Origin of the sequence: Stenotrophomonas rhizophila, assembly GCF_020857975.1 — a bacterium.
In the GTDB taxonomy this organism is placed as follows: Bacteria; Pseudomonadota; Gammaproteobacteria; order Xanthomonadales; family Xanthomonadaceae; genus Stenotrophomonas; species Stenotrophomonas rhizophila_C.
Map to the genome: position 1 here is coordinate 70,813 of NZ_JACWUO010000002.1, position 24,159 is coordinate 94,971.

23 protein-coding genes are annotated in these 24,159 nt (G+C 68.3%); 11 read left to right on the plus strand and 12 right to left on the minus strand.

What is annotated here, in order from left to right:
• Nucleotides 1-22: 22 nt before the first annotated feature.
• From IC535_RS02270 to IC535_RS02285, 4 genes are all read right to left on the minus strand, one after another.
• Complete coding sequence (locus tag IC535_RS02270) at nucleotides 23-1,819, minus strand: amidohydrolase family protein (RefSeq protein ID WP_228884432.1); 1,797 nt, start codon at nucleotides 1,817-1,819, stop codon at nucleotides 23-25.
• Nucleotides 1,820-1,833: 14 nt separating this feature from the next.
• The gene (locus IC535_RS02275) at nucleotides 1,834-2,835 is read right to left on the minus strand and encodes a FecR family protein (protein WP_228884431.1); all 1,002 of its coding nucleotides are present in this window, start codon (nucleotides 2,833-2,835) and stop codon (nucleotides 1,834-1,836) included.
• Nucleotides 2,819-3,403: an RNA polymerase sigma factor gene (locus tag IC535_RS02280; RefSeq protein ID WP_228884430.1), complete on the minus strand. Its 585-nt coding sequence runs from the start codon at nucleotides 3,401-3,403 to the stop codon at nucleotides 2,819-2,821. Before IC535_RS02280 ends, IC535_RS02275 begins: the two co-directional genes overlap by 17 nt.
• 61 nt (nucleotides 3,404-3,464) lie before the next feature.
• On the minus strand, nucleotides 3,465-6,818 hold the full coding sequence (locus tag IC535_RS02285; protein WP_228884429.1) for a TonB-dependent receptor: 3,354 nt from the start codon (nucleotides 6,816-6,818) through the stop codon (nucleotides 3,465-3,467).
• Between the two features lie 837 nt (nucleotides 6,819-7,655).
• On the opposite strand from IC535_RS02285, the gene IC535_RS02290 reads away from it, so the two are divergent.
• The 4 genes from IC535_RS02290 (at nucleotide 7,656) to dxs (ending at nucleotide 12,938) form a co-directional block, all read left to right on the plus strand.
• Nucleotides 7,656-8,144, plus strand: coding sequence for an LEA type 2 family protein (locus IC535_RS02290; RefSeq protein WP_228884428.1), 489 nt, complete (start codon nucleotides 7,656-7,658; stop codon nucleotides 8,142-8,144).
• 45 nt (nucleotides 8,145-8,189) lie between these two features.
• On the plus strand, nucleotides 8,190-9,983 hold the full coding sequence (locus IC535_RS02295) for an acyl-CoA dehydrogenase C-terminal domain-containing protein (RefSeq protein ID WP_228884427.1): 1,794 nt from the start codon (nucleotides 8,190-8,192) through the stop codon (nucleotides 9,981-9,983).
• 272 nt (nucleotides 9,984-10,255) lie between these two features.
• Nucleotides 10,256-10,915, plus strand: coding sequence for an HNH endonuclease (locus tag IC535_RS02300; RefSeq protein WP_228884426.1), 660 nt, complete (start codon nucleotides 10,256-10,258; stop codon nucleotides 10,913-10,915).
• Nucleotides 10,916-11,027: 112 nt separating this feature from the next.
• Nucleotides 11,028-12,938: a 1-deoxy-D-xylulose-5-phosphate synthase gene (gene dxs, locus IC535_RS02305; protein ID WP_228884425.1), complete on the plus strand. Its 1,911-nt coding sequence runs from the start codon at nucleotides 11,028-11,030 to the stop codon at nucleotides 12,936-12,938.
• A gap of 114 nt (nucleotides 12,939-13,052) precedes the next feature.
• Here dxs and IC535_RS02310 read toward each other — a convergent pair whose 3' ends face one another.
• The 4 genes from IC535_RS02310 to IC535_RS02325 all read right to left on the minus strand — a co-directional run bounded on the left by IC535_RS02310 (nucleotide 13,053) and on the right by IC535_RS02325 (nucleotide 15,495).
• Complete coding sequence (locus tag IC535_RS02310; RefSeq protein WP_228884424.1) at nucleotides 13,053-13,256, minus strand: hypothetical protein; 204 nt, start codon at nucleotides 13,254-13,256, stop codon at nucleotides 13,053-13,055.
• Between the two features lie 175 nt (nucleotides 13,257-13,431).
• Nucleotides 13,432-13,995 (minus strand): DUF3011 domain-containing protein, encoded by a 564-nt coding sequence (locus IC535_RS02315; RefSeq protein ID WP_228884423.1) that lies wholly within the window; start codon nucleotides 13,993-13,995, stop codon nucleotides 13,432-13,434.
• 181 nt (nucleotides 13,996-14,176) lie between these two features.
• Nucleotides 14,177-14,380, minus strand: a complete 204-nt coding sequence (locus IC535_RS02320) for a hypothetical protein (protein WP_228884422.1) — start codon at nucleotides 14,378-14,380, stop codon at nucleotides 14,177-14,179.
• 224 nt (nucleotides 14,381-14,604) lie between these two features.
• On the minus strand, nucleotides 14,605-15,495 hold the full coding sequence (locus IC535_RS02325; RefSeq protein WP_228884421.1) for a LysR substrate-binding domain-containing protein: 891 nt from the start codon (nucleotides 15,493-15,495) through the stop codon (nucleotides 14,605-14,607).
• Nucleotides 15,496-15,618: 123 nt separating this feature from the next.
• Here IC535_RS02325 and IC535_RS02330 point away from each other — a divergent pair, with 123 nt between their 5' ends.
• Both IC535_RS02330 and IC535_RS02335 read left to right on the plus strand, forming a co-directional pair.
• Nucleotides 15,619-16,239 (plus strand): glutathione S-transferase family protein, encoded by a 621-nt coding sequence (locus tag IC535_RS02330; protein WP_228884420.1) that lies wholly within the window; start codon nucleotides 15,619-15,621, stop codon nucleotides 16,237-16,239.
• A complete protein-coding gene (locus tag IC535_RS02335) occupies nucleotides 16,229-17,254 on the plus strand; it encodes an LLM class oxidoreductase (protein ID WP_228884419.1) in 1,026 nt (341 codons plus the stop codon). Before IC535_RS02330 ends, IC535_RS02335 begins: the two co-directional genes overlap by 11 nt.
• An 81-nt stretch (nucleotides 17,255-17,335) precedes the next feature.
• Here IC535_RS02335 and IC535_RS02340 read toward each other — a convergent pair whose 3' ends face one another.
• Both IC535_RS02340 and IC535_RS02345 read right to left on the minus strand, forming a co-directional pair.
• Entirely contained in the window at nucleotides 17,336-18,694 is a 1,359-nt protein-coding gene (locus IC535_RS02340; protein ID WP_228884418.1) for a sensor histidine kinase, read from the minus strand.
• The gene (locus IC535_RS02345; RefSeq protein ID WP_228884417.1) at nucleotides 18,691-19,365 is read right to left on the minus strand and encodes a response regulator transcription factor; all 675 of its coding nucleotides are present in this window, start codon (nucleotides 19,363-19,365) and stop codon (nucleotides 18,691-18,693) included. The genes IC535_RS02340 and IC535_RS02345 overlap by 4 nt, the downstream gene beginning before the upstream one ends.
• A gap of 205 nt (nucleotides 19,366-19,570) precedes the next feature.
• Between IC535_RS02345 and IC535_RS02350 the strand changes: the two genes are divergently transcribed.
• The 4 genes from IC535_RS02350 (at nucleotide 19,571) to IC535_RS02365 (ending at nucleotide 21,858) form a co-directional block, all read left to right on the plus strand.
• A complete protein-coding gene (locus tag IC535_RS02350; protein ID WP_228884416.1) occupies nucleotides 19,571-20,311 on the plus strand; it encodes a MipA/OmpV family protein in 741 nt (246 codons plus the stop codon).
• 2 nt (nucleotides 20,312-20,313) lie between these two features.
• The gene (locus tag IC535_RS02355) at nucleotides 20,314-20,547 is read left to right on the plus strand and encodes a hypothetical protein (protein ID WP_228884415.1); all 234 of its coding nucleotides are present in this window, start codon (nucleotides 20,314-20,316) and stop codon (nucleotides 20,545-20,547) included.
• A 43-nt stretch (nucleotides 20,548-20,590) separates the two neighbouring features.
• On the plus strand, nucleotides 20,591-21,016 hold the full coding sequence (locus IC535_RS02360; protein ID WP_228884414.1) for a hypothetical protein: 426 nt from the start codon (nucleotides 20,591-20,593) through the stop codon (nucleotides 21,014-21,016).
• 71 nt (nucleotides 21,017-21,087) lie between these two features.
• Entirely contained in the window at nucleotides 21,088-21,858 is a 771-nt protein-coding gene (locus IC535_RS02365; protein ID WP_228884413.1) for a transporter, read from the plus strand.
• 183 nt (nucleotides 21,859-22,041) lie between these two features.
• On the opposite strand, the gene IC535_RS02370 is transcribed toward IC535_RS02365, so the two are convergent.
• Nucleotides 22,042-22,215: a DUF1328 family protein gene (locus tag IC535_RS02370; protein ID WP_228884412.1), complete on the minus strand. Its 174-nt coding sequence runs from the start codon at nucleotides 22,213-22,215 to the stop codon at nucleotides 22,042-22,044.
• 227 nt (nucleotides 22,216-22,442) lie between these two features.
• Here IC535_RS02370 and IC535_RS02375 point away from each other — a divergent pair, with 227 nt between their 5' ends.
• Nucleotides 22,443-22,922, plus strand: coding sequence for a hypothetical protein (locus tag IC535_RS02375; RefSeq protein WP_228884411.1), 480 nt, complete (start codon nucleotides 22,443-22,445; stop codon nucleotides 22,920-22,922).
• Nucleotides 22,923-23,270: 348 nt separating this feature from the next.
• Here the strand turns inward: IC535_RS02375 and panB are convergent, their stop codons facing one another.
• On the minus strand, nucleotides 23,271-24,122 hold the full coding sequence (gene panB / locus IC535_RS02380) for a 3-methyl-2-oxobutanoate hydroxymethyltransferase (protein WP_228884410.1): 852 nt from the start codon (nucleotides 24,120-24,122) through the stop codon (nucleotides 23,271-23,273).
• Nucleotides 24,123-24,159: the final 37 nt, after the last annotated feature.

The following is a 24,159-nucleotide window of genomic DNA, read 5'->3' on the forward strand; positions in this document are numbered from 1 at the left end:
CTGGGCGCCGACAGAAGAGTGCTCAGTAGAACTGCAGGTTGTCGATCTCGAACCAGATCCTGCCGCCCGGTTCGCCGCTGGCGATGACCACCAGTTGCTGCAGGTCATCGCCGCGCCACACCGGCAGCGGGCCCTTGGCCCGGAACGGCGGTTGGCCCTGCAGGGCAGCGAAGGGAATCTGCACGGTCTGCCATTGCCCGGTCGGCGCCAACGGCGCGCTCCAGCGGCGGCCGTCCAGCCCACGCGCTTCCAGCTGCAGCGTGGCCGCACCGCGCACATCCACGCGCACGCCCTGCCAGCGGCGCAGGTCCACCGGCGCCACCGAGCCACGGCTGAGCGGCACGATCACCGCCGCATACGCCTGCGCCTTGCTGGACAGCCGGGCCTGCATCGACAGCGCCTTGCCGCCCTGCTCGCGGTCGACCACGGTGGTCACCTGCACGGTGCGGTCATTGCCGCCGTCGGCCTCGTCGGTGCGCAGGGTATCCAGCGCGGTGCGCTGGTCGGCGCGCTCGAAATCATCGACCAGGGCCTGGATGCGCAGCGGCGGCAGCGAGGTGGCGCGGTTGCCGGCCGGCAGCTGCACGCCCTTGCCCACCACCTGGCGCCCGGCCACGTACACCTGTTGGGTATTGCGCACATCGCCGATGCGCTGCCACGGCTGGCCCTTGACCAGCAGCAGGTCGGCGCGCTTGCCGACCTCGATGGTGCCGCGGTCGGTCAGCGCCAGCGCTTCGGCACTGGCCGAGGTACCGGCCAGCAGCGCCTCGCTCGGGGTCAGCCCGGCCTGCACGAACAACTCCAGCTCACGCAGGGTGGAGGCGCCGTGCGGGGTGCCGGTCATGCCGGCATCGGTGCCGAGCACGATCGGAATGCCGGCGTCATGCAGGGTCTTGACGTTGTGCAGGGCGTTGGCGAAGTTCGCCTCGCGCTGGCGGTAGGCGTCGCTGTCGGCGCGCGCCTTGCCGCTGCCGTCCACGCGCTCGGGCAGGTACACCGCCAGCGACGGTGCGTAGCGGGTGCCGTGCTGCTTCATCAGTGCGATCAGTTCGGCATCGGCCGGCCCGTCCTGCACGCTGTGCGCCAGCGCATCCACGCCGGCCCGCGCGGCGGTCTTGCCGCGCTTGACCATCACCGTGTGGGTGAACACCCGCAGTTGCTGGCGGTGCGCCTGGGCCACCAGCGCGGCCAGGGTTTCCTCGTCCATGCTGCTGTTGTCGGCCGCATTGGAATAGCGCCAGCCGTCGGTGAAGGCCTTGATGAAGTCCGGCTGGTAGGCCGCCAGCTGCTTCACCGCGGCGGTAGCCGCCTCGGGCGAGTTGACCCAACGGGTGGTGTTCTCATCGCCCCAGTCGGCGCCATGGCCCAGCGGCGTACTCATCCGCGCGGCGAACTTCACCTCCGGTGCGGCGATGCTCTGCAGCCAGGCACGGCGTGGCGCATACGCCTCCGGCGCCTGGTGGAAATCGCTGACCGTGGTCACCCCGGCGGCCAGGTAGCGGTTGGCGATCTGCGGCAGCGTGGCCGGCTGTGCGTTGGGGGTCCAATGGGTGTGCAGGTCGAACAGACCCGGCAGCAGTGCCTGGCCCCTGGCATCGACCTGGCGGGTGCCCGTCGGCGCCTTGAGCGCGTTGCCGATCGCGGCGATGCGGCCGTCCTGCACCAGCACGCTGGCCGGATAGGCCGGCCGCCCGGTGCCGTCGAACACCATCGCATTGCGGATCAGCACATCGTTGTCGGCGGCACTGGCCAGGCCGCTGGCCAACGCCAGGGCGGTCAGCAGCGCCAGGCGGCGGGCGCGGGTCGCGGTGGGATGCATGAAGGTGTCCTGGTTCATTGCAATGAGCGCGGCGCGCTGTGGAGGGCATTGTTGTGGCTGCGCAGCCAGACCGCGTTGCCCTGCTGTTCCACCTCCAGCCCCAGGCTGAGCGCGACGCTGCGGGCAAAGCCGATCGGATCGTTGGCCGAGTACAGGCCAACGATGCGGCGGCTGCCCACCAGCGGGTCGTCGATCATGATGCGCACGTCGCTGTAGCGCAGGAACTGCGCGGCGGCCACCGACAACGTGTCGCCGTTGAACGAGAGCATGCCCTCGCGCCAGGCCAACTGCTGGTCCAGGTCGTCATGGCCGACGCTTTCGATGCGGATGCCATGGTTGCGGTTGGCCAGCGCGCGGTGGTTGGCCTGCAGTCGGGTCGGGGCGACCGCGCCGCTGGCATTGGCGACATCGACGATGCCTTCGCGCACCAGCACCTCCACCCCGCGCGTGCGCTGCTCGTTGAGGCTGACCGAGAAGCTGGTGCCCACCGCGGTCACCGCGGTATCGCGGGCCACCACCACGAACGGGCGGGCACGGTTCTTGGCCACATCGAACAGCGCTTCGCCGCGCAGCAGGATGATTTCGCGGCGCTTGGCGGTGTAGTGCACGCGCACCGCCGCCCCCGAATCCAGGGTCACCGCCGAGCCGTCGGCCAGCGGCACGCGCAGGATTTCGCCCTTGCGGGTCAGGTGGTAGTCGCCGGCATCGGTGTGCTCGTGCACGCCCAGCGCCATCAGGCACAGCGTGGCGGCCAGCCCCATCGCCCACTGCAGGCGCGGCGGCCTGCCCGGCGCAGGCCGGGCGGCCGGCACGCGGTCGGCGCTGCCCAGCGCGCGGGCACGCCCGCTGCGCGCATACACCGCGTGCGCACGCGCATAGGCGCCGAAATGGCGGCGGTCGGCGGCCAGCCAGCCGTCGCGCTCGGCCACCTCGCCGGCATCGAGCGGACCGCGGTCCTCGCGTGCCACCCAGCGGGCGGCGGCATCATCGATCGGGTTTTCAACGGCGCCGTGCATGGACCGCCTCCCGGTTGTCCGGTTTCCCTGTGGACCCTGCATTGCCTGCATCCTGTTTCATCGATTCCATCAACAACCGAATACCCTTGCACACGTGCTTTTCCACCGTGTTTTCACTGATCTGCATGCGTTCGGCGATTTCCCGTTGCGAGAAACCTTCGACCCGTCGCAACACGAACGCCTGGCGGCATTTGTCCGGCAACTGCGCGATCAGCGCGGTGACTTTGTTGAGTTCCTGGCGCGAAGACGCCAGCCGTTCCGGTGAGGCTTCCTCACCGGTTATCGGCAGCCGGTCGAACTCGGCCACCATTTCCATCGATACCACCTGGGCCCGCCGCAACTGCTGCAGCACCACCGACTGCGCCACCTGGTACACATAGGCGCGTGGGGCGCGCACATGCGATACGTCGGCCAGCGCGGCCAGGATGGCGTAGGTTTCCTGGATCACATCATCCACGTCCTGTGGCTGGGCCATGCGCCTGCGCAGCCAGTCGCGCAGGCCCTGCTCGCACGGCAGGACGTGCTCGGCCAACCACAACGCCCGCTCTGCTGCCAATGTCGCGCCCATTCAAACTCCTGCTGCGCTGCCCGGCACGAACCGGGCAGCGATGTAAGGAAACAACCGCGGCTCAGAACGCCTTGGTCACGCTGGCATACCAGTAGCGCGGATAGGCCTGGTAGACCGCCGAGGAATAACCATAGCTGTCATCGGATACCGGCGGCCGCTTGTCGGCGATATTGTTGGCACCAAGCTTCACCGACACCCCGCTGAACAGCCCTTCCTGCTGGAAGTCGTACTTGACGAAGGCGTTGGCCAGGGTCTGCGACTTCACCGTCCACGGCGTGCCGTCGGCCAGGGTCAGGCTGGTTTCGTGGTAGCTGCTGGCATAGCGCGCGCTCGCCCCGACGGTGAGGTTCTGGTAGCGCCAGGTCAGGTTGCCGCTCCACTTCCACTTCGGGTTGCCGCCGTCGCCGATCAGGTCGCCGCCACCGGTGATGGCGATGGACGGATCGACCAGGCCGCTGGCCTTGGCATCTTCCAACGCCTGCAATGCCGGCGACCGATCGCGGTAGAACTCGATCAGGCGGGTGCCGTTGAGGCCCACGTCGAAGCGGCCCACGCGGGTTTCCGGCGAACTCCAGGCGAGGCTGTAGTCCACCCCGCGCACGGTCTGCGGCTGCATGTTGACGTACTGGTCGGTGACATACAGCACCTTGCCGGCCGCTTCCAGCCCGCTGCCGGCAAAGCGCGCGATGTCATCGGGAGTGGGCGCGGCGCGCACCACGTCGGGGTTACTGCTGCCCTGCTGGCGCAGCATGTAGTCCAGGATCAGGCCGTTGCCTTCGCCGAACAGGCCGATGATGCCTTCCTGTTCGTACTTGTAGTAATCCACCGCGAAGGTGAAGCGGCCGAAATCCTCGGGGATGAACTGCGGCTGGAACACGATGCCGGCGCTGGTATTGGTCGAGGTTTCCGGCTTCAGGTCCGGGTTGCCCGAGCGCCGCGCGGTGGTGGAAGAGCGGTAGGTGCTGCCGCAATCGTTGATCGAGCCCAGCGCGCCGGAGCGCACGTCGGCTTCGCACTGGATGTAGTCGGTGCGGGTGTTGGAGCGGCTGACCACGGTGGCGTTGACCTGCTCCAGGTTCGGCGCGCGGAAGCCCTTGGCCCAGGAAGCACGCACGGTGAGCCCGTCGATCACGGTCCAGCCCAGCGCCAGCTTGGGCTTGGTGACGTTGCCGAAATCGCTGTAGTGTTCGGCGCGCCCGGCCAACTGCAGGTCCAGCGCGCGCACCAGCGGGATGCCCATTTCGCGCGAGACCAGCGGCACGGAGAACTCGGCGAACAGGCCGGCCACGGTACGCGAGCCTTCGGTGTCCGGGGTCGGGCTGACCCCGTACATGTCGCTGGGATAGCCGATGCCGGTGATGGGATCGGTATAGGTGAGACTGCCGTCCACGCGCGCGTCGCGGTCATCGCGCTGGGTTTCGCGGCGCACTTCCAAGCCGGTAGCCATGCCGACGTCGCCGGCCCAGGTGCGCAGCAGGTCCGGCCGCGACGCCTTCAGGTCCCACAGGTACAGTTCGGTCTCGCTGCGGCGGGCGGCCTTGTAGAAGAACCGGTCGAGCTTGCTGAAGTCGTTGCAGCCGCCACAGAACGGGTTGTAGGCCGCGCTGGTGGCGTCGGTCAGCGCCTGCTGGAACAGGGTCATGCTGACCGCGTCCTGGGTGTCGACCACCTTGGCGGCCGAATACAGCGCGGCGGTTTCCCAGTCGAAGCCGAAGTGGAAGCCACGCAGGCCGGCCAGCGCGCGCACCTGGGTGTTCTTGACGTCGATCTGGGTGGGGCGCTCGAAGCGGTAGCTGCTGATGCTGACCGGAATGCCGCCGGCGGCCACGTTGAGGTTGGCCAGGCGGTTGGGGTTGACGCTGCCATCGGGCAGCCGCGCCGCGCCGAAGGGGTTCCAGTAGTTGCTGGCGGCCACGGTCATCGGCAGCGCGGCGATGGTGTTGACGCCGGACTGCACGCTGCGCGCCTTGGACTGGTACCAGCCGGCTTCGCCGAAGGCGGTGATGCCGTTGTCGAAGTCGTGCTTGCCGGTCAGGAACAGGTTGACGCGGTGGACGTCGGGGGTGATCGACAACGGGAACTGCGCCTGCTGGTTGTCCAGCAGGTTGCGGTCGGCGGCGGCGGTGGCCTTGCTGCCGGACTGTACGCACAGGCCCGGCGCCAGCGCGGCGTTGCAACCAGTGTTGGTGGCCGGTTGCACGTGGAAGGCGCCGGCGGCGGTGGTCAGGAAGGTGGTGCCCTGGCGGACGCGCGGGCCGATCGCGGTGAAGTTGCCCCACGGGCTGTTGCTGTTGCGGTTGTCGGTGCCGCTGAGGCCTTCGAACGCGGTGCCGACGAAATCCGCCGCGCGGTCGGCGCTGCCGGTCCAGTCCTGGTCCAGCGAGTTCAGGCCGGTGGTGGCGTAGTAGTTGAAGGCCAGGGTGACGTTGCTGCGCAGGTCGGCCGAGTTCTTGCCGACCAGGCCGTTGATGCCCACGTCGCGCAGGTTGGCCCCTTCGCCGATGCCGCGCTGCACGCTGATGGTGCCGCCGTCGACGTCGTCGCGCAGCACGTTGTTGACCACGCCGGCGACCGCGTCGGTGCCGTAGATGGCGGCGGCGCCGTCGAGCAGCACTTCGACCCGGCGCAGGTTGGCCACCGGGATGGTGTTGGCGTTGTAGGTGAGCACGGGGACGAGGTTGCCGTCGGCCTGGCTGGTGGGGTGCACGACGGTGCGGCGGCCGTTGATCAGCAGCAGGGTGTTGCCGACGCCCAGGCCACGCAGGTTGACCGAGGCGATGTCGCCACGCGCGTAGTTGGAGCTGTTGCCGCCGTTGGTACCACTGAAGGAGACATCGCCCATCTGCGGGATGGAGCGGTACAGCTCATCACCGGAGACCGCGCCGGTGGCTTCGATCTGTTCGGCCTGCAGGGTCGCCACCGGCAGCAGTGCGGCCGATTTGGCGCCCTTGATCTGGGTGCCGACCACGGTGACCGAGTCGAGGGTGACCGGTGCGTCGCGGGCCGGCTCGGCGGCCGGCGGCGCCACGGCCGGGGCCGAGGCCTGCGCAGCCAGTACGGCGCTGCCGCCCAGCGAGGCCAGCAATGGACGATCGGCGCGCAATGTAATGGTACGGCCATCATCGGAAGCGACACTGAGCCCGGTCCCGGCCAGCAGCTGCTCCAGCGCCCGGCGCGCGTCCATCTGGCCGCGCAGGCCGGCCACGGCGATGCCACCGTCACGCTCGCCCACGGCGGGGCTGATGATCTGGATTCCGGCCTGGCGGGCGAACTCGGGCAGTGCCTGCTCGATACGCCCCCCGGCGATATCGAAGCTGGCCTGCTGGGCCAGCGCGGGCGCGGCCACGCCCAGTGCCGACACCAACAGGCCCCCGCGGATGGCCTGGGCCAACGGCTGCAACTTGTACGAACGCATGGATACTTCCCCGTGAAAGTGAACATGAGCGGCGATGTTTCGTACCCCCCTGAACAACCAAGATGCACCGGCGCGCGTGTTCCGCCATCGGGTGTGGAGGTTCGTTGCTCCCTGGGCCGACTTTACGGGCTTGGCGGGGCAAGCGGTGGAGCTGCTTTGAGGCTTTGAGGCTTTGAGGCTTTGAGGCTTTGGAGCGATAGAGCGAAGCGGCATTGCTTGTCTGTCGCTGGTGGGGGCGGGTCGTATGGGTTTGCAGGACACGCCGTAAATACGTCCCTGTAGGCTCGGCGAAAACATCCATGTTTTCGACGGTCCTGCAAACCCATACGACCCGCCCCTTCGACAATTGGCTGGTGCGCAAGGGAAAAGCCGGCTGTTTCTTCCTGCGAGGGGAGCAACGAAGGTTTGATGGGTAGGTGCCGAGCTTGCTCGGCACTACTCCTCCCCACCCAATGCTGGCGCCCCGCTCCACTGCCTTCGATCGTGCTGCGTTTGACCTTCCCCGGCACACCCGCCATGTGTGGAGGGGGGTGGGCGTGGGTGGGTTGGCGGGACCGTCGAAAACATGGGTCCGGCGCATGCGAGCAAGTTTTCGCCGAGCCTACATGGACGTACTTGCGGCGTGTCCCGCCAACCCACCCACGCCCGCCCTCTTCAGGCCACCTGCCAGCCGCACAAGCTCTGGCTCTGGCTCTGGCTCTGGCTTCGGCTTCCAGCCCAGCACCCCAAACCCGCCCTACAACCACTACCCTTCACCTGCCGGCCGCAACGCCGGCAAAATCACCATACGCCGTAGTATGCTTTGGCTCACGCAGCACCCGCACGAGGATTGCGCCCATGCACCACCGCTTCCGTACCGCCCTGATCGTCGCCCTGGTCGCCGGCTCCGCCCTGGCCCTGGCCGCCTGCAATACCGGCGTGGTCAAACGCGTCTCGCCGCCGGCCGCCAGCGTCCAGCAGCTGACCGTGCGCGCCGATGGCGGTTGGGACGTGGCCCTGCGGCTGCAGAATTTCAGCTCCATGCCGATGCGCTTTGACGAGGTCAAACTGACCCTCAAGGTCGGCGACGAAGACGCCGGCACCCTGGCCACCCAACCGGCCCTGTCGATCGGCGGCGTCTCGGCCGACGTCATCACCCTGCAGTTGCAGCCCTCTTCCGGCGCCCGCCTGCTCATCGCAGATGCCCTGGCCAGCAACCGTACCCTGGGCTATGCGCTCAAGGGCACGGTCAGCGCCACCCCGCAGGAAAAAAAGCAGCGCAGCTTCGACATCGACAGCCGCAGCACCCTCAACCAGGCCCCCGGCCTGCCCGGCGTGCTGCGCTGACCGGCAGCCCGCCCGCCTCCCCTTGCACCTGATCGAGACCTGACGATGAGCAGCTACACCGCCCCGCTTTCCGATATCCGTTTCGCCCTGCACGACGTCCTCAAGGCCGAAGCCCTGTTCGCCCGCCTGGGCCTGGCCGACGCCACTGCCGATGTGATCGACGCCGTGCTCGAAGAAGCCGGCCGCTTCAGCAGCACCGTGCTGGCACCGCTGAACAGCGTCGGCGATGAAATCGGCTGCGCACTGGACCAGGCCAGCGGCGAAGTCACCACCCCGCCCGGCTTCAGGCAGGCCTACACCCAGTTCGTCGACGGCGGCTGGACCGGCCTCACCGCCGCCCCCGAACTGGGCGGCCAGGGCCTGCCGCACACCCTGGGCGTACCGCTCAATGAAATGATCAACGCCGCCAACCTGGCCTGGGGCAACTTCCCGCTGCTCTCCCACGGCGCCATCGAAGCGCTCAAGCAGCACGGCGAAGCCTGGCAGCAGGAGGCCTTCCTCAAGCCGCTGATCGAAGGCCGCTGGACCGGCACCATGTGCCTGACCGAACCGCATTGCGGCACCGACCTGGGGCTGCTCAAGACCAAGGCCGAGCCGAACGCGGACGGCAGCTACGCCATCACCGGCACCAAGATCTTCATCACCGCCGGTGAGCACGACCTCACCGACAACATCGTGCACCTGGTCCTGGCCAAGCTGCCCGACGCCCCGGCCGGCGCCAAGGGCATCTCGCTGTTCGTCACCCCCAAGTTCAAGGTCGACCGCGACGGCAACGTCGGCGAGCGCAACGCGCTGCGCTGCGGCTCCATCGAACACAAGATGGGCATCAAGGGCTCGGTCACCTGCGTGATGAACTTCGACGGCGCCCAGGGTTACCTGGTCGGCCAGCCGCACAAGGGCCTGCAGGCGATGTTCACCATGATGAACACCGCCCGCCTCGGAGTGGGCCTGCAGGGCATCGGCCTTTCCGAGCGCGCCTACCAGAACGCGCTCAAGTACGCCCGCGAACGCCTGCAGTCGCGCTCGCTGAGCGGCCCCAAGAACCCGGACAAGCCGGCCGACCCGATCCTGGTCCACCCGGACGTGCGGCGCATGCTGCTGACCATCAAGTCGCTGGTCGAAGGCAGCCGCCTGCTTGCGCTGCATGCGGCCACCCTGATCGATGTGGCCCACCACGCCGAGGATGCCGCCGAACGCGAGCGCGCCGACACCCTGGTCAGCTTCCTCACCCCGATCTCCAAGGCCTGCCAGACCGAATGGGGCATCGAAAACACCTACAACGCCCTGCAGTGCTTCGGCGGCCACGGCTACATCCGCGAGCACGGCATGGAACAGCTGGCCCGCGATGCGCGCATCACCACGCTGTATGAAGGCACCACCGGCATCCAGGCCCTGGACCTGATCGGGCGCAAGACCGCTTCCAGCCAGGGCGCCGGGCTGAAGCTGATGCTGGCCGAGATCGAGGCCTTCGCCCAGGCCAATGAAGGCAACCAGGCACTGGCCGAATTCATCGCCCCGCTGCGCGAGAAGGCCGCCCAGTGGGGCAAGCTGACCCTGGCCACCCTGCAGCGGGCGGCCGGCAACCCCGATGAACTGGGCGCGGCCAGCTTCGATTACCTGTTCTATTCGGGCTATGTGGTGCTGGCCTACTGGTGGGCACGCAGCGTCGCCGCCGCCGACGCATCGGCGCAGACCGAGGCGTTCAAGCAGGCCAAGCGCGAAACCGCGCGTTTCTACTTCGCCCGCGTGCTGCCGCGCACCTTGAGCCATGCCGCCGCGATCGAGGCCGGCGCCGCATCGCTGATGGCGATGGAAGACGCGCATTTCGGCGCGGATTGATCGGGCTGTGCCGACCTGGTCGGCACGCACCGGTAGTGCCGGCCGCTGGCCGGCAACCGCATGACCCCAGCGACATCATGCAGTTGCCGGCCGGCGGCCGGCTCCGCGCGGCACCGACGATCCTCCTGGAGAAAAGCCCCCTTTTTGTTAAAGGGGGCGCGCCAACGGCGCGGGGTTTAGGTGGAATGCCCAACCGAATCGTTGCCAAATGGGTATAGGCGCTTGCCGCCTATACCCATTTGGCAACGATTCGGGTATAAGCTGTTTTCCCGATGGAGACAGACACTACACGACTAGGTCTGATCGATACCGGAGCGATGTCCGCCCCGGTCGCCGAAGCATCGCCGGTGGTTTCCCCGCACCGCCCCGGCAGCGTCCGGTTGTTGTCCCTGGATGCCCACGGACGCGTGCTGGACTGGATCACCTGGCAGGACGCGGCCTGCCTCTACGCCCGCGATGCCGTCGCCTGGACCCTGGGCGACCCCTGCCTGCACATCCACGGCGGCACCAGCCGTTCGACCGGCCTGCGCAGCGGCATGGACCTGCACCCGATCATCGCCGCCCGCGGCCATGCCCGTTCGCGCGCGCTGGACCCCACCCCGAACCTGTCCAACCAGGCGCTGTTCGCGCGCGATGCGCACCTGTGCCTGTACTGCGGCCAGCAGTTCCATCGCCCGCAGTTGACCCGCGACCACGTCCTGCCGCTGTCCAAGGGCGGCCTGGATGTATGGGAAAACGTGGTCAGCGCCTGCTTCCACTGCAACTCGCGCAAGAGCGACCGCACCCCGCAGCAGGCCGGCATGCCGCTGCTGGCCGTGCCGTACCGGCCCAGCTGGATCGAACACATGATCCTGTCCAACCGCAACATCCTGGCCGACCAGATGGCGTTCCTGAAGGCGCAGCTGCCCAAACGCTCCAAGCTGGCCGCCTGACCTGCGACCAACTGACGCAGGGCCCGTCACCGTTTACTCACTGAAAAGGCGGTTTGCTTGCCCCACCCCGGTTTGGGGGCGAAAATAGGCGCTCAGAACCAGCGCGATAAACATGATCGACTCCGCCCGCTATCCCCGCCTGTCGCGCATCCAGTCACCGGATGACCTGCGCAGGTTCGAAGAATCCGAACTGCCCGCCATCGCAGATGAACTGCGTGCCTACCTGATCGAATCGGTCGGCAGGAGTGGCGGTCATTTCGGCGCCGGCCTGGGCGTGATCGAACTGACCGTCGCGCTGCACTACCTGTACCAGACCCCGGTAGACCAGCTGGTGTGGGACGTGGGCCACCAGACCTACCCGCACAAGATCCTGACCGGCCGCCGCGACGAGATCCACACCGTCAAGCAGAAGGACGGCGTGGCGCCGTTCCCCAAGCGCGAAGAAAGCCCGTTCGACACCTTCGGGGTCGGCCATTCCTCCACCTCGATCTCCGCTGCGCTGGGCATGGCGATCGCCCGCCAGCGCGAGGGCGACGAGCGCAAGGTGGTGGCGGTGATCGGCGATGGCGCGATGACCGCCGGCATGGCCTATGAGGCGCTCAACCACGCCGGCGGCATGGACCCCGAGCCGAACCTGCTGGTGATCCTCAACGACAACAACATGTCCATCTCCGAGGCGGTCGGCGGATTGACCAAGATGCTCGGCCGCGCCACCGGCAGCCGCACCCTCAACGCCCTGCGCGAAGGCGGCAAGAAGATTCTCGGCGACAAGAAGAAATCGCCATCGGCGCGCTTCGTCAAACGCTGGGAAGAGCACTGGAAGGGCATGTTCGTGCCCTCCACCCTGTTCGAGGAAATGGGCTTCCACTACACCGGCCCGATCGACGGCCACGACATCCCGGCGCTGATCGCCACGCTGAAGACGCTCAAGACCCTCAAGGGGCCCAAGCTGCTGCACGTGATGACCACCAAGGGCAAGGGCTACGAACGCGCCGAAGGCGACCAGATCGGTTACCACGCGGTCGGCCCGTTCGACCCGGACAAGGGCCTGGTCGCCAAGGGCGGGGCCAAGAAGCCGACCTATACCGACGTCTTCAGCGACTGGCTGTGCGACGCCGCCGCCGCCGAACCGCGCCTGCTCGGGATCACCCCGGCGATGCGCGAAGGCTCCGGCCTGGTCCGCTTCAGCAGGGAATACCCGGAACGCTACTTCGACGTGGCCATCGCCGAACAGCACGCGGTGACCCTGGCCGCCGGCATGGCCACCCAGGGCGCCAAGCCGGTGGTGGCGATCTACTCCACCTTCCTGCAGCGCGCCTACGACCAGCTGGTGCACGATGTGGCGGTGCAGGAACTGGATGTCCTGTTCGCGATCGACCGCGCCGGCGTGGTCGGCCCCGATGGCGCCACCCATGCCGGCAACCTGGACCTGAGCTTCCTGCGCTGCGTGCCGCACATGGTGGTGATGGCCCCGGCCGATGAAGCCGAATGCCGACAGATGCTGACCACCGGCCTGCGCTACACCGGCCCGGCGGCGGTGCGTTACCCGCGCGGCAGCGGCACCGGCGTGGCCGCCGGCACCGACCTGTCCACGCTGGAGATCGGCAAGGCCGAACTGCGCGTGCCGGGCAGCCGCATCGCCCTGCTCGCCTTCGGCAGCACCGTGCCGGCCGCCGAGGCGGTGGGCCGCGAGCTGGGCCTGAGCGTGGTCAACATGCGATTCATCAAGCCGCTGGACCGCGCCCTGCTGCTGGAACTGGCCCAGCACCATGAGGGCTTTGTCACCATCGAAGACAACGTGGTGGCCGGCGGCGCCGGCTCGGGCGTGTCCGAACTGTTCAATGCCGAGCAGGTGCTCAAGCCGTTCCTGCACCTGGGCCTGCCCGACGGCTTCCAGCACCACGCCAGCCGCGAAGACCTGCTGGCCGAAGCCGGCATCGACGCCGCCGGCATCCGCACTGCAGTGCTGGCGCGCTGGCCGGCACTGGCCCGGCAGGGCCAGCCGCTCAGCGCAGCCGGCTGAGCGGACGCGCACCGGTAGAACCACGCTCGGCAAAACGTACACACAAGCGCATGGTAGTGCCGGGCCACGCTCGGCAAACGTACACCCGGGAGCAACAGCAGCCGGGCAGCGCCATCACCCGTAGCGCACCGCCTCCACATACGCGCCGCTGGCTTCCACCCGCACCGCGCTGCACTGGCCGGTTTCGGCGTGGTGCAGGCGGGCCAGCGCATCGGCGAAATCGAACGCCTTGGCGCTGTCGTGGAAACGGAACGATTCCAGCTTGTCCGGGTGCAGCACGCGCCATTGGCGGTGCTCCAGTTGCAGGCGGATCAACATGCGCTTCCCTCCTCCGTGAGACAACAGGGGCTGCCAGCCAACGGCAGCGCCCTGCGGGCGGCCACCGTTGTGTCCAGGCAGGCCCCAGCGGGCCTGCCCCGTCCGCACGTTAATCCATTCAAACTGTGCGCTGTATCAGGTTTTTCTGATTCGTGAGTCAGGGCTTGCCCGCAACTCAGTTGACCTGGAACTCACCGCGGCAGCCGCCGTTGACCCACACCCCGTCACGGTCCCAGCCCCAGCTGCGGCCTTCCACGCAGGCCGTCCTGGAGGTCTGGCGCACCAGCCGGGCATCGCGTCGGATGCTGACATTGCAGCGGCGCAGGCGATGGTCGTTGGAATCGCAGCTGATCACCTGACCGCGTCCGCCGCCCCAGCCGCCGCCATTGCCATGGCCACCGCCGCCCCAGCCGCCACCGTGCGAACCGCGACCCTCGGCGATGAATTCGGCGCGGCAACCCTGGGTCACCCATACCCCGTTGCGGGCCTGGCCCCAGGTTTCGCCTTCCACGCACGGCGAGCCGGAAATCTGGCGTACCAGCCGCGCGCGCCCCTGCAACGGGCACTGCTGGGTGCGGCCCTTGATCGATTCGCAGCGCACCGGGCCGTTGTTGTAACCCTCATCGCGGTAGCGGTCGTCGTAGTGCTGCGCCTGGGCGGTGGCGCCCAGCGCCAGCATCGACGGCACCAACACCCACAGCCACGTCCGCTTTCCTTGCGTCTTCTGCCTGTTGCTCATGCCTGCTGCCTCGTTGCTGTGTGGTCAATGCGCACAGCATCGGCGATCGGCAGGCATCCGGACATAGGCCAGAAGTCGCTGATTTCATCCCCTATTTAGGTAACCGACGCGCGGCTGACCGGATGGACACCGGCGTGGTCACATCGGCCCGGCGCACGTTTGGCGACCACCGGCACCGGCCTCAGCCGTAGCGCACCGCATCCACATGCGCGTCGTATGCCTCCACCCGCACCGCGCTGGCAGCACCGGTGCGGTCGTGGTGGTCGCGGGCCAGGCGGTCGGCAAAATCAAAGGCGAGCGCACCGTCGAGGAACGCGACCGGGTCGGGCTGGGCCGGGTGGACTACGTGCCAATGGCGGTCCTGGCATTGCACTTTGATCAGCATGGTTGGCTCCTCGATGGCATCCCTGGCAGGTGGCAACACGGCTGGCGGCCGGCGTTGGCCGGCACTGCCGCGATGGCGTCTGATGACGTGAGGCATCCAAGCCTCGAGTGCACGATAGGTCGCGCACCGGGGCAGCTGAATAGGATTCGTCTGAAAGTGGTGCTATCCCGATCAACTATCGGACTGACTCCTGATGGCGCCGCGCACGCAACAACGCTACCCGGTCAATTGACGGCGGCCGCCTGTACCTGCAGCCAGGCCAGGAATGCCGCCACCTCCGCGCGCGCGGCCGCCGCCGGGGTGCACACGGCGTAGTACGCAAAATGCGTCGGCCACGGCCGCTGCAACACCGTGACCAACCGGCCTTCCAACAGCTCCTGCTCGACATGCAGGTCACTGACCAGCGCGATGCCCTGCCCGGCCACCGCCGCGCGCACCAGCAGCAGGTCATCGTCGAAGGCACTGCCCTGGCGGCTGCGCGGGTCGTCGGGCACGCCTTCGGCCTGCAGCCACAGCCGCCAGTCGGCGCGACCGGCATCGTGCAGCAGCGGGTACTGCAGGCAATCGGCCGGCTGCTGGACCGGCCCGGCGGTGGCCAGCCACTGCGGGCTGGCCACCGGCAGCAGTACCGGTGCCATCAGGCGTGTCACCTGCAGGCCCGGGTAGTGGCCAAGCCCGTGCCGGATGGCCACATCGACCGGTTCGCGGTGCAGGTCCACCAGGGAGTTGCTGGCTTCCACCCGCACATCCAGCTGCGGCTGCGCGGCGGTGAACCCACCCAGCCGCGGCACCAGCCAGGACGCGGCAAACGAGGGCACGGTGCTGATGGTCAAGCGGGCACGGCGCTGCGCCGGCTCCAGTTCGTCCAGGCACTGCTGGATCTGCTCGAAGGCACGCAGCAACCGTGCATGCACCAGTGCACCGGCATCGCTGAGGTGCACGCCATGCCGGGTGCGGACCAGCAGCGCGGTACCCACCCGCGCTTCGAGCAGACGGATCTGCTGGCTGACCGCCCCGGCGGTGACCCCCATCGCGTCGGCGGCGGCCTTGATGCTGCCCATCCGGCCGGCCTCGACGAAGGCCCGCAGGGCCAGCAGCGGCATTACTTTTCCCATCAGCCCAGCTCCTGTCAGCCCACAGAAGGTATCGATTCTAGTCGCGGCGCGGCCTGTCCAGAATGGATTCCTTCCCGGCACCGCCGATAGCTGTGCTAAACACTCAACCGCAGGCAGGACCGCATGCTCCATCTGTATACCGATGCCTCCCCGAACGGCTACAAGGTCTCCATCGCGCTGGAAGAACTGCAGCTGCCCTACCAGCTGCACCACATCCGCATCGACGCCGGCGAGCACCGCCAGCCGGCCTTCCTGGCGCTGAACCCGCACGGCCGCATTCCGGTGCTGGTCGATGACGTGGCTGGCATCACTCTGTTCGAATCGGCCGCGATCCTGCTGTACCTGGCCGAGCACAGCGGCCGCCTGCTGCCCACCGGCCCGGCGCGCTGGCAGGCGATCCAATGGCTGCAGTTCCATGCCAGCAGCATGGGCCCGCTGCTGGGCCAGCGCGTGCATTACCAACTGTTGGCCACGCCATCGCTGCCTGCGGTCAGCGCGCGGTTCATCGCGCTGACCGAGGCGACGTTCGCCACGCTGGATGCGCATCTGCGCACCCACACCTGGCTGGCCGGTGCGGCGTACTCGATCGCCGACATCGCCACGTTCGGCTGGACCCACATCGCCACGGTATGCGGTTTCGATTTCTCCCCGTTCGTGCATCTGTCGGCATGGCACGCCCGGATGGCCGCGCGCCCGGCGGTGCAGCGCGGCATCCAGATCCCGGAGGTGGCCCATGGACCGTGAGCGGGCCACCGGCGCATCGGCAGACGCCTTTGCCGGGCATCCAGGCTATACCCGCATGTTCGCGCCCGGGCGCTTGACCCTCGGCATGTTCCTGCCGCTGCGCTTCTATCGCGGCGACATGCGCGTGCTGCAGGGCCAGACTGCACTGGTGCAGCAGATCGACCGGCACGGCTTTGCCGCGGTGTGGGCACGCGATGTGCCCTTGTACGACCCGGCCTTCGGCGATGCGGGGCAGCTGTTCGATCCGTTCACCCAGCTGGCCTGGCTGGCCGCGCACACCCGGCAGGTGGCCCTGGCCACCGGCAGCGCGATCTTCACGCTGCGCCATCCGATCGACCTGGCCAAGAACGCGGCCAGCATCGACCAGCTGTCCGGCGGGCGGCTGGTGCTGGGCATCGCCTCGGGCGACCGGCCGGTGGAGTTTCCCGCCTACGGTATCGACCTGGAACAACGCGGCCACCGCTTCGCCACCGCCGTGCACGATGTGCGCACCCTGCTGGCACCGGGCCGGCAGCCACTGCACTCGGCATTGACCACACTGCACGCGGCCGAACTGCTGCCCAAGCCGGCCACCGGCCGCATTCCGCTGATCGTCACCGGTTCCAGCCGCCAGAGCCTGGACTGGATCGCCGAACACGCCGACGGCTGGCTGACCTACCCACATGCCACCCACCACGACGACGGCCCCCGCCAGCTGGCCGCACGCATCGCCGACTGGCGGGCCCGGCTGCCCGACCCGGGCTTCCGCCCGCACATGACCAACGAATGGATCGACCTGCATCCGGACCGGCATTACCCACGCACGCCGATCGATGGCGGCTACGCACTGCGCACCGGCCGTACCGGCCTGCTCGACCTGCTGGGCCAATGGCAGGCGGCCGGAGTCAACCACGCCGCACTGGGCATCCAGTTTTCGCAGCGCCCCGCCGCCGAGGTCATCCAGGAACTGGCCGAGGAAGTGCTGCCCCACTTCCCCTCACTGGCCGGCACGCCGCCGCTACCGCAGCACTGGTAGGCAGCGCATGCGGCAATGACGCGATTGCAGGGGTGGTTGGGATGCGCATCCGATCCAAGCGCATCCGATCATGGATCGGATCTACTGCCGTTCCGGCGGCGGGGTGCGGTCCACCGGCAGGACCACCACGAAGCGCGCCCCGCCTCCCACCGCCGCCTCGGCGGCAATGCTGCCGCCATGGCGCTGCATGATCTCGCGCGCCAGGTACAGGCCCAGGCCGCTGCCGCTGCCGCTGGGGCGCAGCCGATGGAACGGTTCGAAGATCTCCTGGCGCGCCGCTTCGGGCACCCCGTCGCCCTCGTCGCTGACCGACAACACGCCATCGGGCTGCAGCGCCACGCTGATCATACCGCGGTCGCCACCATGGGCGATCGCGTTCTGCAGCAGGCTGGCCACCACCCGGTGCAGCGCGTGCGGGTCGCCACGCACCCACACCGGCGCATCCGGTGCATCCACCGCGAAGGTGTAGCCGGCATCGAGCACCAGCGGCGCCACATCGGCGGCCACCTCGGCGGTCAAGACCGCCAGGTCCACGCGCTGGGACTGGCTGCGATGATGGTCCAGGCGCTGCAGGTCGAGCAGCTGCTCGGCGATGTTGCCCAGCCGGCTGAGGTCGCGCTGCAGCCGCGAGCGCACCGGCCCGGCCGGCAGGTCGGCAATGCGCGTGGCCAGGATCGCGATCGGCATGCGCAGCTCATGCGCGGCGCCGACCAGGAAACGGTCCTGGGCATCGTAGCTTTCGCCGATGCGGCGCACCGCCGCATTGAACGCATCCACCAGCGGGAAGATTTCCTGCGGCACCGCATGGGTATCCAGGCCGCCGCCGCGCTCGTTGATCTGGATCGCCGCGGCCTGCGCGGCGACCCGGTTGACCCCGCGCAGCGAGCGGTGGATCGCCCAGGGCGCCACTACCAGGGTGATCAGGATCAACGGCAGGGTGATCCAGCCGCTCAGGTAGCGGATCATCACCTGCATCTGCCGCCACAGGCCGCGCGAGGGCAGGCCGCCGATCATTACGTGCACGCGCCCTTCGGGCAGCTCGGTAACCCACACCCGCATCGCCAGTTCCACCCCGCGAGTGCGCGTGCGTACGTCCATCGGTTCGATGTGCGGCAGCTGCGCCACCAACGGCCGGTACATGTCCGGCACCTCGCCATGGGTGAGCTGGTGCCCGTTTTCATCGGCAGCGGCAAACCAGAACGTGGCCGGGCGGTCCTGCGCGGCCGCGTCCAGCGCGGCCCAATCCACCTGCAGCGCATCGTCCTGGATGCGGATCGCACGCGCGATCGATTCGCTCATTCCCCAGTCGATGTAGGCCGCACCGCGATCGCCGTAGACCAGCATCATGCCAATCAGCCCCATCGCCACCATGGTGATCTGGATCAGGATGATCTTCCAGGCCAGGCTGAACGACAGCGACCCGGGCTTGAGGAATTTCATGCGACATCCTTCAACAGGTAGCCGATCCCGCGCATGACATGGATTTCCACCCGCGCATCGGCTTCGGCCAGCGCCTTGCGCAACTTGGACACGTGCGCGTCCAGCGCATTGGACTGGATCGCATCGTCGAAACCGTACACCGCCTCCAGCAATGCCGCGCGCGCCACCGTGCGGCCCTGGCGCACCGCCAGGGCTTCCAGCACCAGCAGCTGCCGCCGCGGCAAGGCCAGCAACGCGCCGTCGACACTGGCCTGGCGCGCGACGAAATCGAACTGCAGCCGGCCCAGCAGCAATACCGGCAGCGCGATCTGCGACGGCCGCCGCGAGATCGCACGGATCCGCGCCAGCAGTTCCTCCACCGCGAACGGCTTGGTCAGGTAATCGTCCGCGCCCACGTCCAGGCCGACCACGCGGTCGGCCACCGAATCGCGTGCGGTCAGCATGATCACCGGCAGGTTGGGCACCAGGCTGCGCGCGATGCGCACGAAGCCGGCACCGTCGCCGTCGGGCAGTTGCCGGTCCAGCAGCAGGATCTGGTGCAGCGCCGGCTTCAGCGCCTCAGCGGCCTGGGCCATGCTGCCGACCACATCCACCACCATGCCGTGCCGGCCCAGGCTGGCCTGGATCGCATTGGCCAGTTCGGGATCGTCTTCGAGCAGCAGGATGCGCATGGCGATGGCGGGTACGGGGGGAGGCTGTGGATGGTACCGCGCAGCCCGGCGCAACGTTCCGACAATGTAACCCCGGCACCATGCGCGCTTGGCTTTCCCGTCTGGCAGGTAGATGCGCGTGCGTTCCAATCCCCCCAAATCCCCCGCGGGCAGCTGCCCCTCCCCCCGTCCCCGGGCACGCCTGGCCGGTACCGCCGCAGGTTGCGTGGCCCTGGCCGCCCTGCTTACCGGCACCGCCGCCACGGCGGCCGAATCGGCCGCGACCAAGCCACGTACCGCGCTGGGCGTGGCGGTGGTGGCGCTCAAATCGCCGTATGCCGGCTACAGGACCGACACCCTGGCCGCGCCCATCGGCAGCTGGGAGGGCAAGTCGTTCTACTTCCGCGGTGGCACGCTCGGCTACCGCCTGTTCGACAACCAGCACACCGAAGTGTCGGTGATGGTGTCGCCGTACATGATGCGCTTCAAGCACAACGACAGCGACGACATGCGCCTGCGCCAGCTGTCCAACCGCAACTTCTCGGCCATGGCCGGCGTGGCGGTACGCCACAACGCGGCATGGGGCCTGCTGCAGGCCAATGTGCAGAGCGAGGTCAGCGGCCATGGTGGCGGGCTGGCGGCTGACGCCAAGTACGCCTACCCGCTGCCCGTCGGCCGGCTCACCCTGGTACCGGGCGTTGGCGTGAGCTATGCCAGCAGCAGCCTCAACGACTACTACTTCGGGGTGAGCGCGGCCGAAGCGGCACGCAGCGGGCTGGCCCGCTACCGCGCCGGCAGCGGCGTAGCGCCCTACTTCGATGTCTCGGCGGTCTTGCCGCTGGGCCCGCGCTGGACCGCCGCCGCGTCGCTGCGCCGAACCCTGTTGTCCGATGCGGTGGACGACAGCCCGATGACCGACGGAAACCACATGGACTCGGCCGCCCTTTCACTCAGCTACGGATTCTGACCATGCGCCAGGGAATCGTACGACGTGTCGCCGATCTTGCCCTGCAGATCGAGCCGGATCGCCACGTTGTACTGCAATGGATTCTGCATACCCCCCTGCCCGCCCTGGGCGGGCAGACCACCTTCGAACTGGCCTGCGAAGGCCAGGGCGAACGGGTGATCACGCTGCTGAACCACGTGCTGCTGCAGCCCGGCAATACACCGCCGCGGCTGCCGCAGGCACGCGCCATGCACTAGCTGCCGGCACCTTCGCCTTCTGATACGCCCCCACGGAGCCCGCATGAGCCGCCCTTTTCCAATGATCGGCAGCGCCGGATACGCCGATGATCCGCTGCTGGCCCAGGCCCTGGTCGATTTCGACCAGGCGGTGCAGGCCCTGATCGAACAGGACCCGATGCCGCACGGACGCTTCTCGCGTGCCTATGTCACCGCGATTTTCCACGCCTGCCTGGCACCCAACGATCCCGGCCCGGGCGCCCCGCGCGGCCGCCCGGATCCGCAGATCGCGCAGGCACTCAAACGCTGGATCCAGGACCAGCTGCTCCAGCACCCCGGCGAGAGCCAGGATCACCACCTCACCGCCGCGCGCCGCGCCGCGCACGGGTTCTGGCTGCAGTCGCTGGCCGACCCGGTCGATGCCGACGGCCGTCCGCGCGCCAACCGCCTGCTCGACGGCCTGCTCGCGCTGACCCGCCCGCAGCCCTGAAGGAAGCCTCACCGTGGTGCGTTGACAGCGCGTCGATTAGGCTGTGATGCCTGATTGCAACGACGATCCCCATGCGCGCTCCCGCCGCCCTGGCCCTGCTGTTGTGCACCGTTCCAATGCTGGCTGCGGCCAGCGATGACGACACTCCGGCGTTCGACCGCCCGGGTCTGGGCTTCTCGCCGACCACCTTGCCGCGTGGCGGCGTCGCCCTAGAGCTGGGCCTGCCCAGCCTGGCGCGCGACCGCGATGGCGAGGGCGTGCTGTCCACCCAGTACAGCAGCGACGTCACCGTGCGCGTGGGCGTTGGCGAGCGGGTCGAACTGCAGGCCTTCGGCACGCCCTGGAACCGGCTGCGGGTGGCGCCACGCGGCCAGCCGGCCAGCACCCTTCGCGGCGCCGGCGACAGCGGCGTGGCACTGAAGGTCGCGCTGCCGTCGGGATCGGACCGGCACGCCTGGGCGCTGCTGGCCAGCACCACCTTCGATACCGGCGAGCGCGACTTCAGCGCCGGCGGCCCGCAATACGCGCTGGGCGCCAGCTACGAATACACCTTCAACGACCGCTGGTCCGGCGCGCTGTACGCCAATGCGGTACGTGGCGCGGGCGAACAAAGCCTGAGCTGGTCGCCCAGCCTGAGCGTGGCCTTGAGTGAGAACGTCGGCGCCTTCGTCGAAGCCGGCTTCACCCACACCCAGGGCGCGCCGTCCACCGCCATCGCCGGTGCCGGCCTGACCTGGATGGTGGCCCGCCGCGTGCAGCTGGACGCTTCATTCGACCTCGGCCTGGACGCAGACAGCCCCGACCTGCAGGCCGGGCTGGGCGTGTCGTTCTATTTCAGATAGCAGCCGATGATGCATCCGGGTGGGTAGGTCCGAGCCACGCTCGGACGCGCTTGGTTCCGGCAGCGCGTTGTCCGAGCACGGCTCGGACCCACCTGTTCTCCACGCGCAGGCGAACAACCAATGAAAAGGCCTGCGCATCGCTGCGCAGGCCCTGATGTCCACACCCGTATGTCAGTGCGCCAGCTAGGCGACCTTCTTGGCGATGGTCATGCCAAGCAGGAACAGGATCGCGGCGATGATGATGCCGGCCCAGAACAGGAACTTGGCCACGCCGATGGCCGCGCCACCGATGCCACCGAAGCCCAATGCACCGGCAATCAGGCCGATGATGGCGAAGATGATGGCCCACTTGATCATGTTGATCCTTTCCCGCAACCGGGTTGACTGACAGGCCCCCACGCTAACCACGCAACCGTCGCGCGCCCGTGAGCGCCGTGCACCGGGCAGGTGAAAAACCGCCGCATCGCTGCACCGATGCCTGCATCGGCGCGCGTCCCTGCTTTGCCGTTGGCCAGGCCACCGAACACGCCGCGACAAACCGGCGCTGATCTGTTCAGATGTCCGCCCGCACCGCAACGTCTGCCATGTCACCCCTGCACATTGCTGCCTGCAACGACCTCACCTGGCCGCAGCGCATTGCGCGCCACGCTGTCGATGGCGCACTGCTTGCCGCCGCGTCGATCGCCTACGCCGGCGCCCTGACCGCAACGATCCGCACCGGACACCTGGGCTGGCAACTGCCTTCGCTGCCGTATACCTACGAACGCAGCGATCTGTTGCTGCACGCGGTGTTCGCCGCGGCCGCAGTGCTGGCGGCCCTGCTGCTGGTCGATCGGCTGCCGCCGGTGCGCCGCACGCCATGGCGGGGCGATGGGGTGTTCGCACTGGCCGTGCTGCTGGTGATCCGGATCGGGCCACCAGATGCACGCGTGTTCGGCGACACATGGACGGCCTGGGAAGTCACCCATGCACTGTTCCTGCAGCAATGGCCGCTGCTGCTGACCCTCACCGTCGCTGCGGTCGGCCTGCGCCGGCTGGCCCGCGCCCTGCCCCTGCTGCGGTAGTGCCGGCCGCCGGCCGGCTCCCACCGAATCCGCAGTGCCGGCCCCTGCCGAAGCCCCGAGCCACGCGAAAAATCCTTGTGCCAGAAGGGTTTCCGGCGATGGCCGGCAGCGCTGTCAGGCAGGCCTCACGTCGCTGACTGCATTTAAATTGTGATGATTGCCTCAAATTCACGCACTCGTCACAATCAGGGCGTCCACCTAGCCAGCCCACGCCCATGCGCGCGCTCCTGCACAAGCAACACCCCGCCCTGCTCAAGGTCTATTTCCTGGCCTGCTACGCGGTTCTGATCGAGGAAGTGGTGCGCGCCATCGGCTAGGACGGCCGGGCAACGCACCACCCACATCGCCTCACGACGCGAAGGAATGTTCCGGCGTGGGGAACTGGCCGGCCTCGACCTCCGCAGCGAAGTCGCGCGCGGCCTTGTGCAGCAGGCCGTGCATATCGGCGTACTGCTTGACGAAGCGCGGCAGCGGCCCGCTGCGCAGCCCGGCCATGTCCTGCCACACCAGCACCTGCGCATCGCAGTCGATGCCCGCACCGATGCCGACCGTGGGTACCGACACAGCGGCGGTGATCCGCGCGGCCACCTCGGCCGGCACCATTTCGATCAGCACCGCAAACGCGCCGGCCGCTTCCAGCGCGCGCGCCGCTTCCACCAGCTTGGCACCGCCATCGCCACGCCCCTGCACACGGAAGCCGCCCAGCTGGTGCTCCGACTGCGGGGTGAAGCCGATATGCGCCATCACCGGAATGCCGCACTCCACCAGCTTGCGTACCTGCGGCACCATCTCGATGCCACCTTCCAGCTTGATTGCATGCGCGCCGCCTTCCTTCATGAAACGCGCCGCGGTATGGAAGCACTGCTCCGGCGAGGCCTGGTAGGAGCCGAACGGCAAGTCGGCGATCACCAGCGGGCGCCGCGTGCAACGGCTGACCGCGCGCACCAGCGGCATCAGCTCGTCCACCGTCACCGGCAGCAGGCTGTCGTTGCCGAACACGTTGTTGGACGCCGAATCGCCGATCAGCAGTACCGGGATGCCGGCATCTTCGAAGATCGCCGCGGTGTACATGTCATAGGCGGTCAACATCGCCCACTTCTCGCCGCGTTCCTTCATCTGCTGCAGATGCGGAATGCGCACGCGCTTGGCCTGGCCCAGCGGACTGGTGGGGTTCGCGTAGGGCGGCAGTTGTTCGCTCACGTCAGATCCTTGTTGCATGTGGGGGGATCAGATCGTA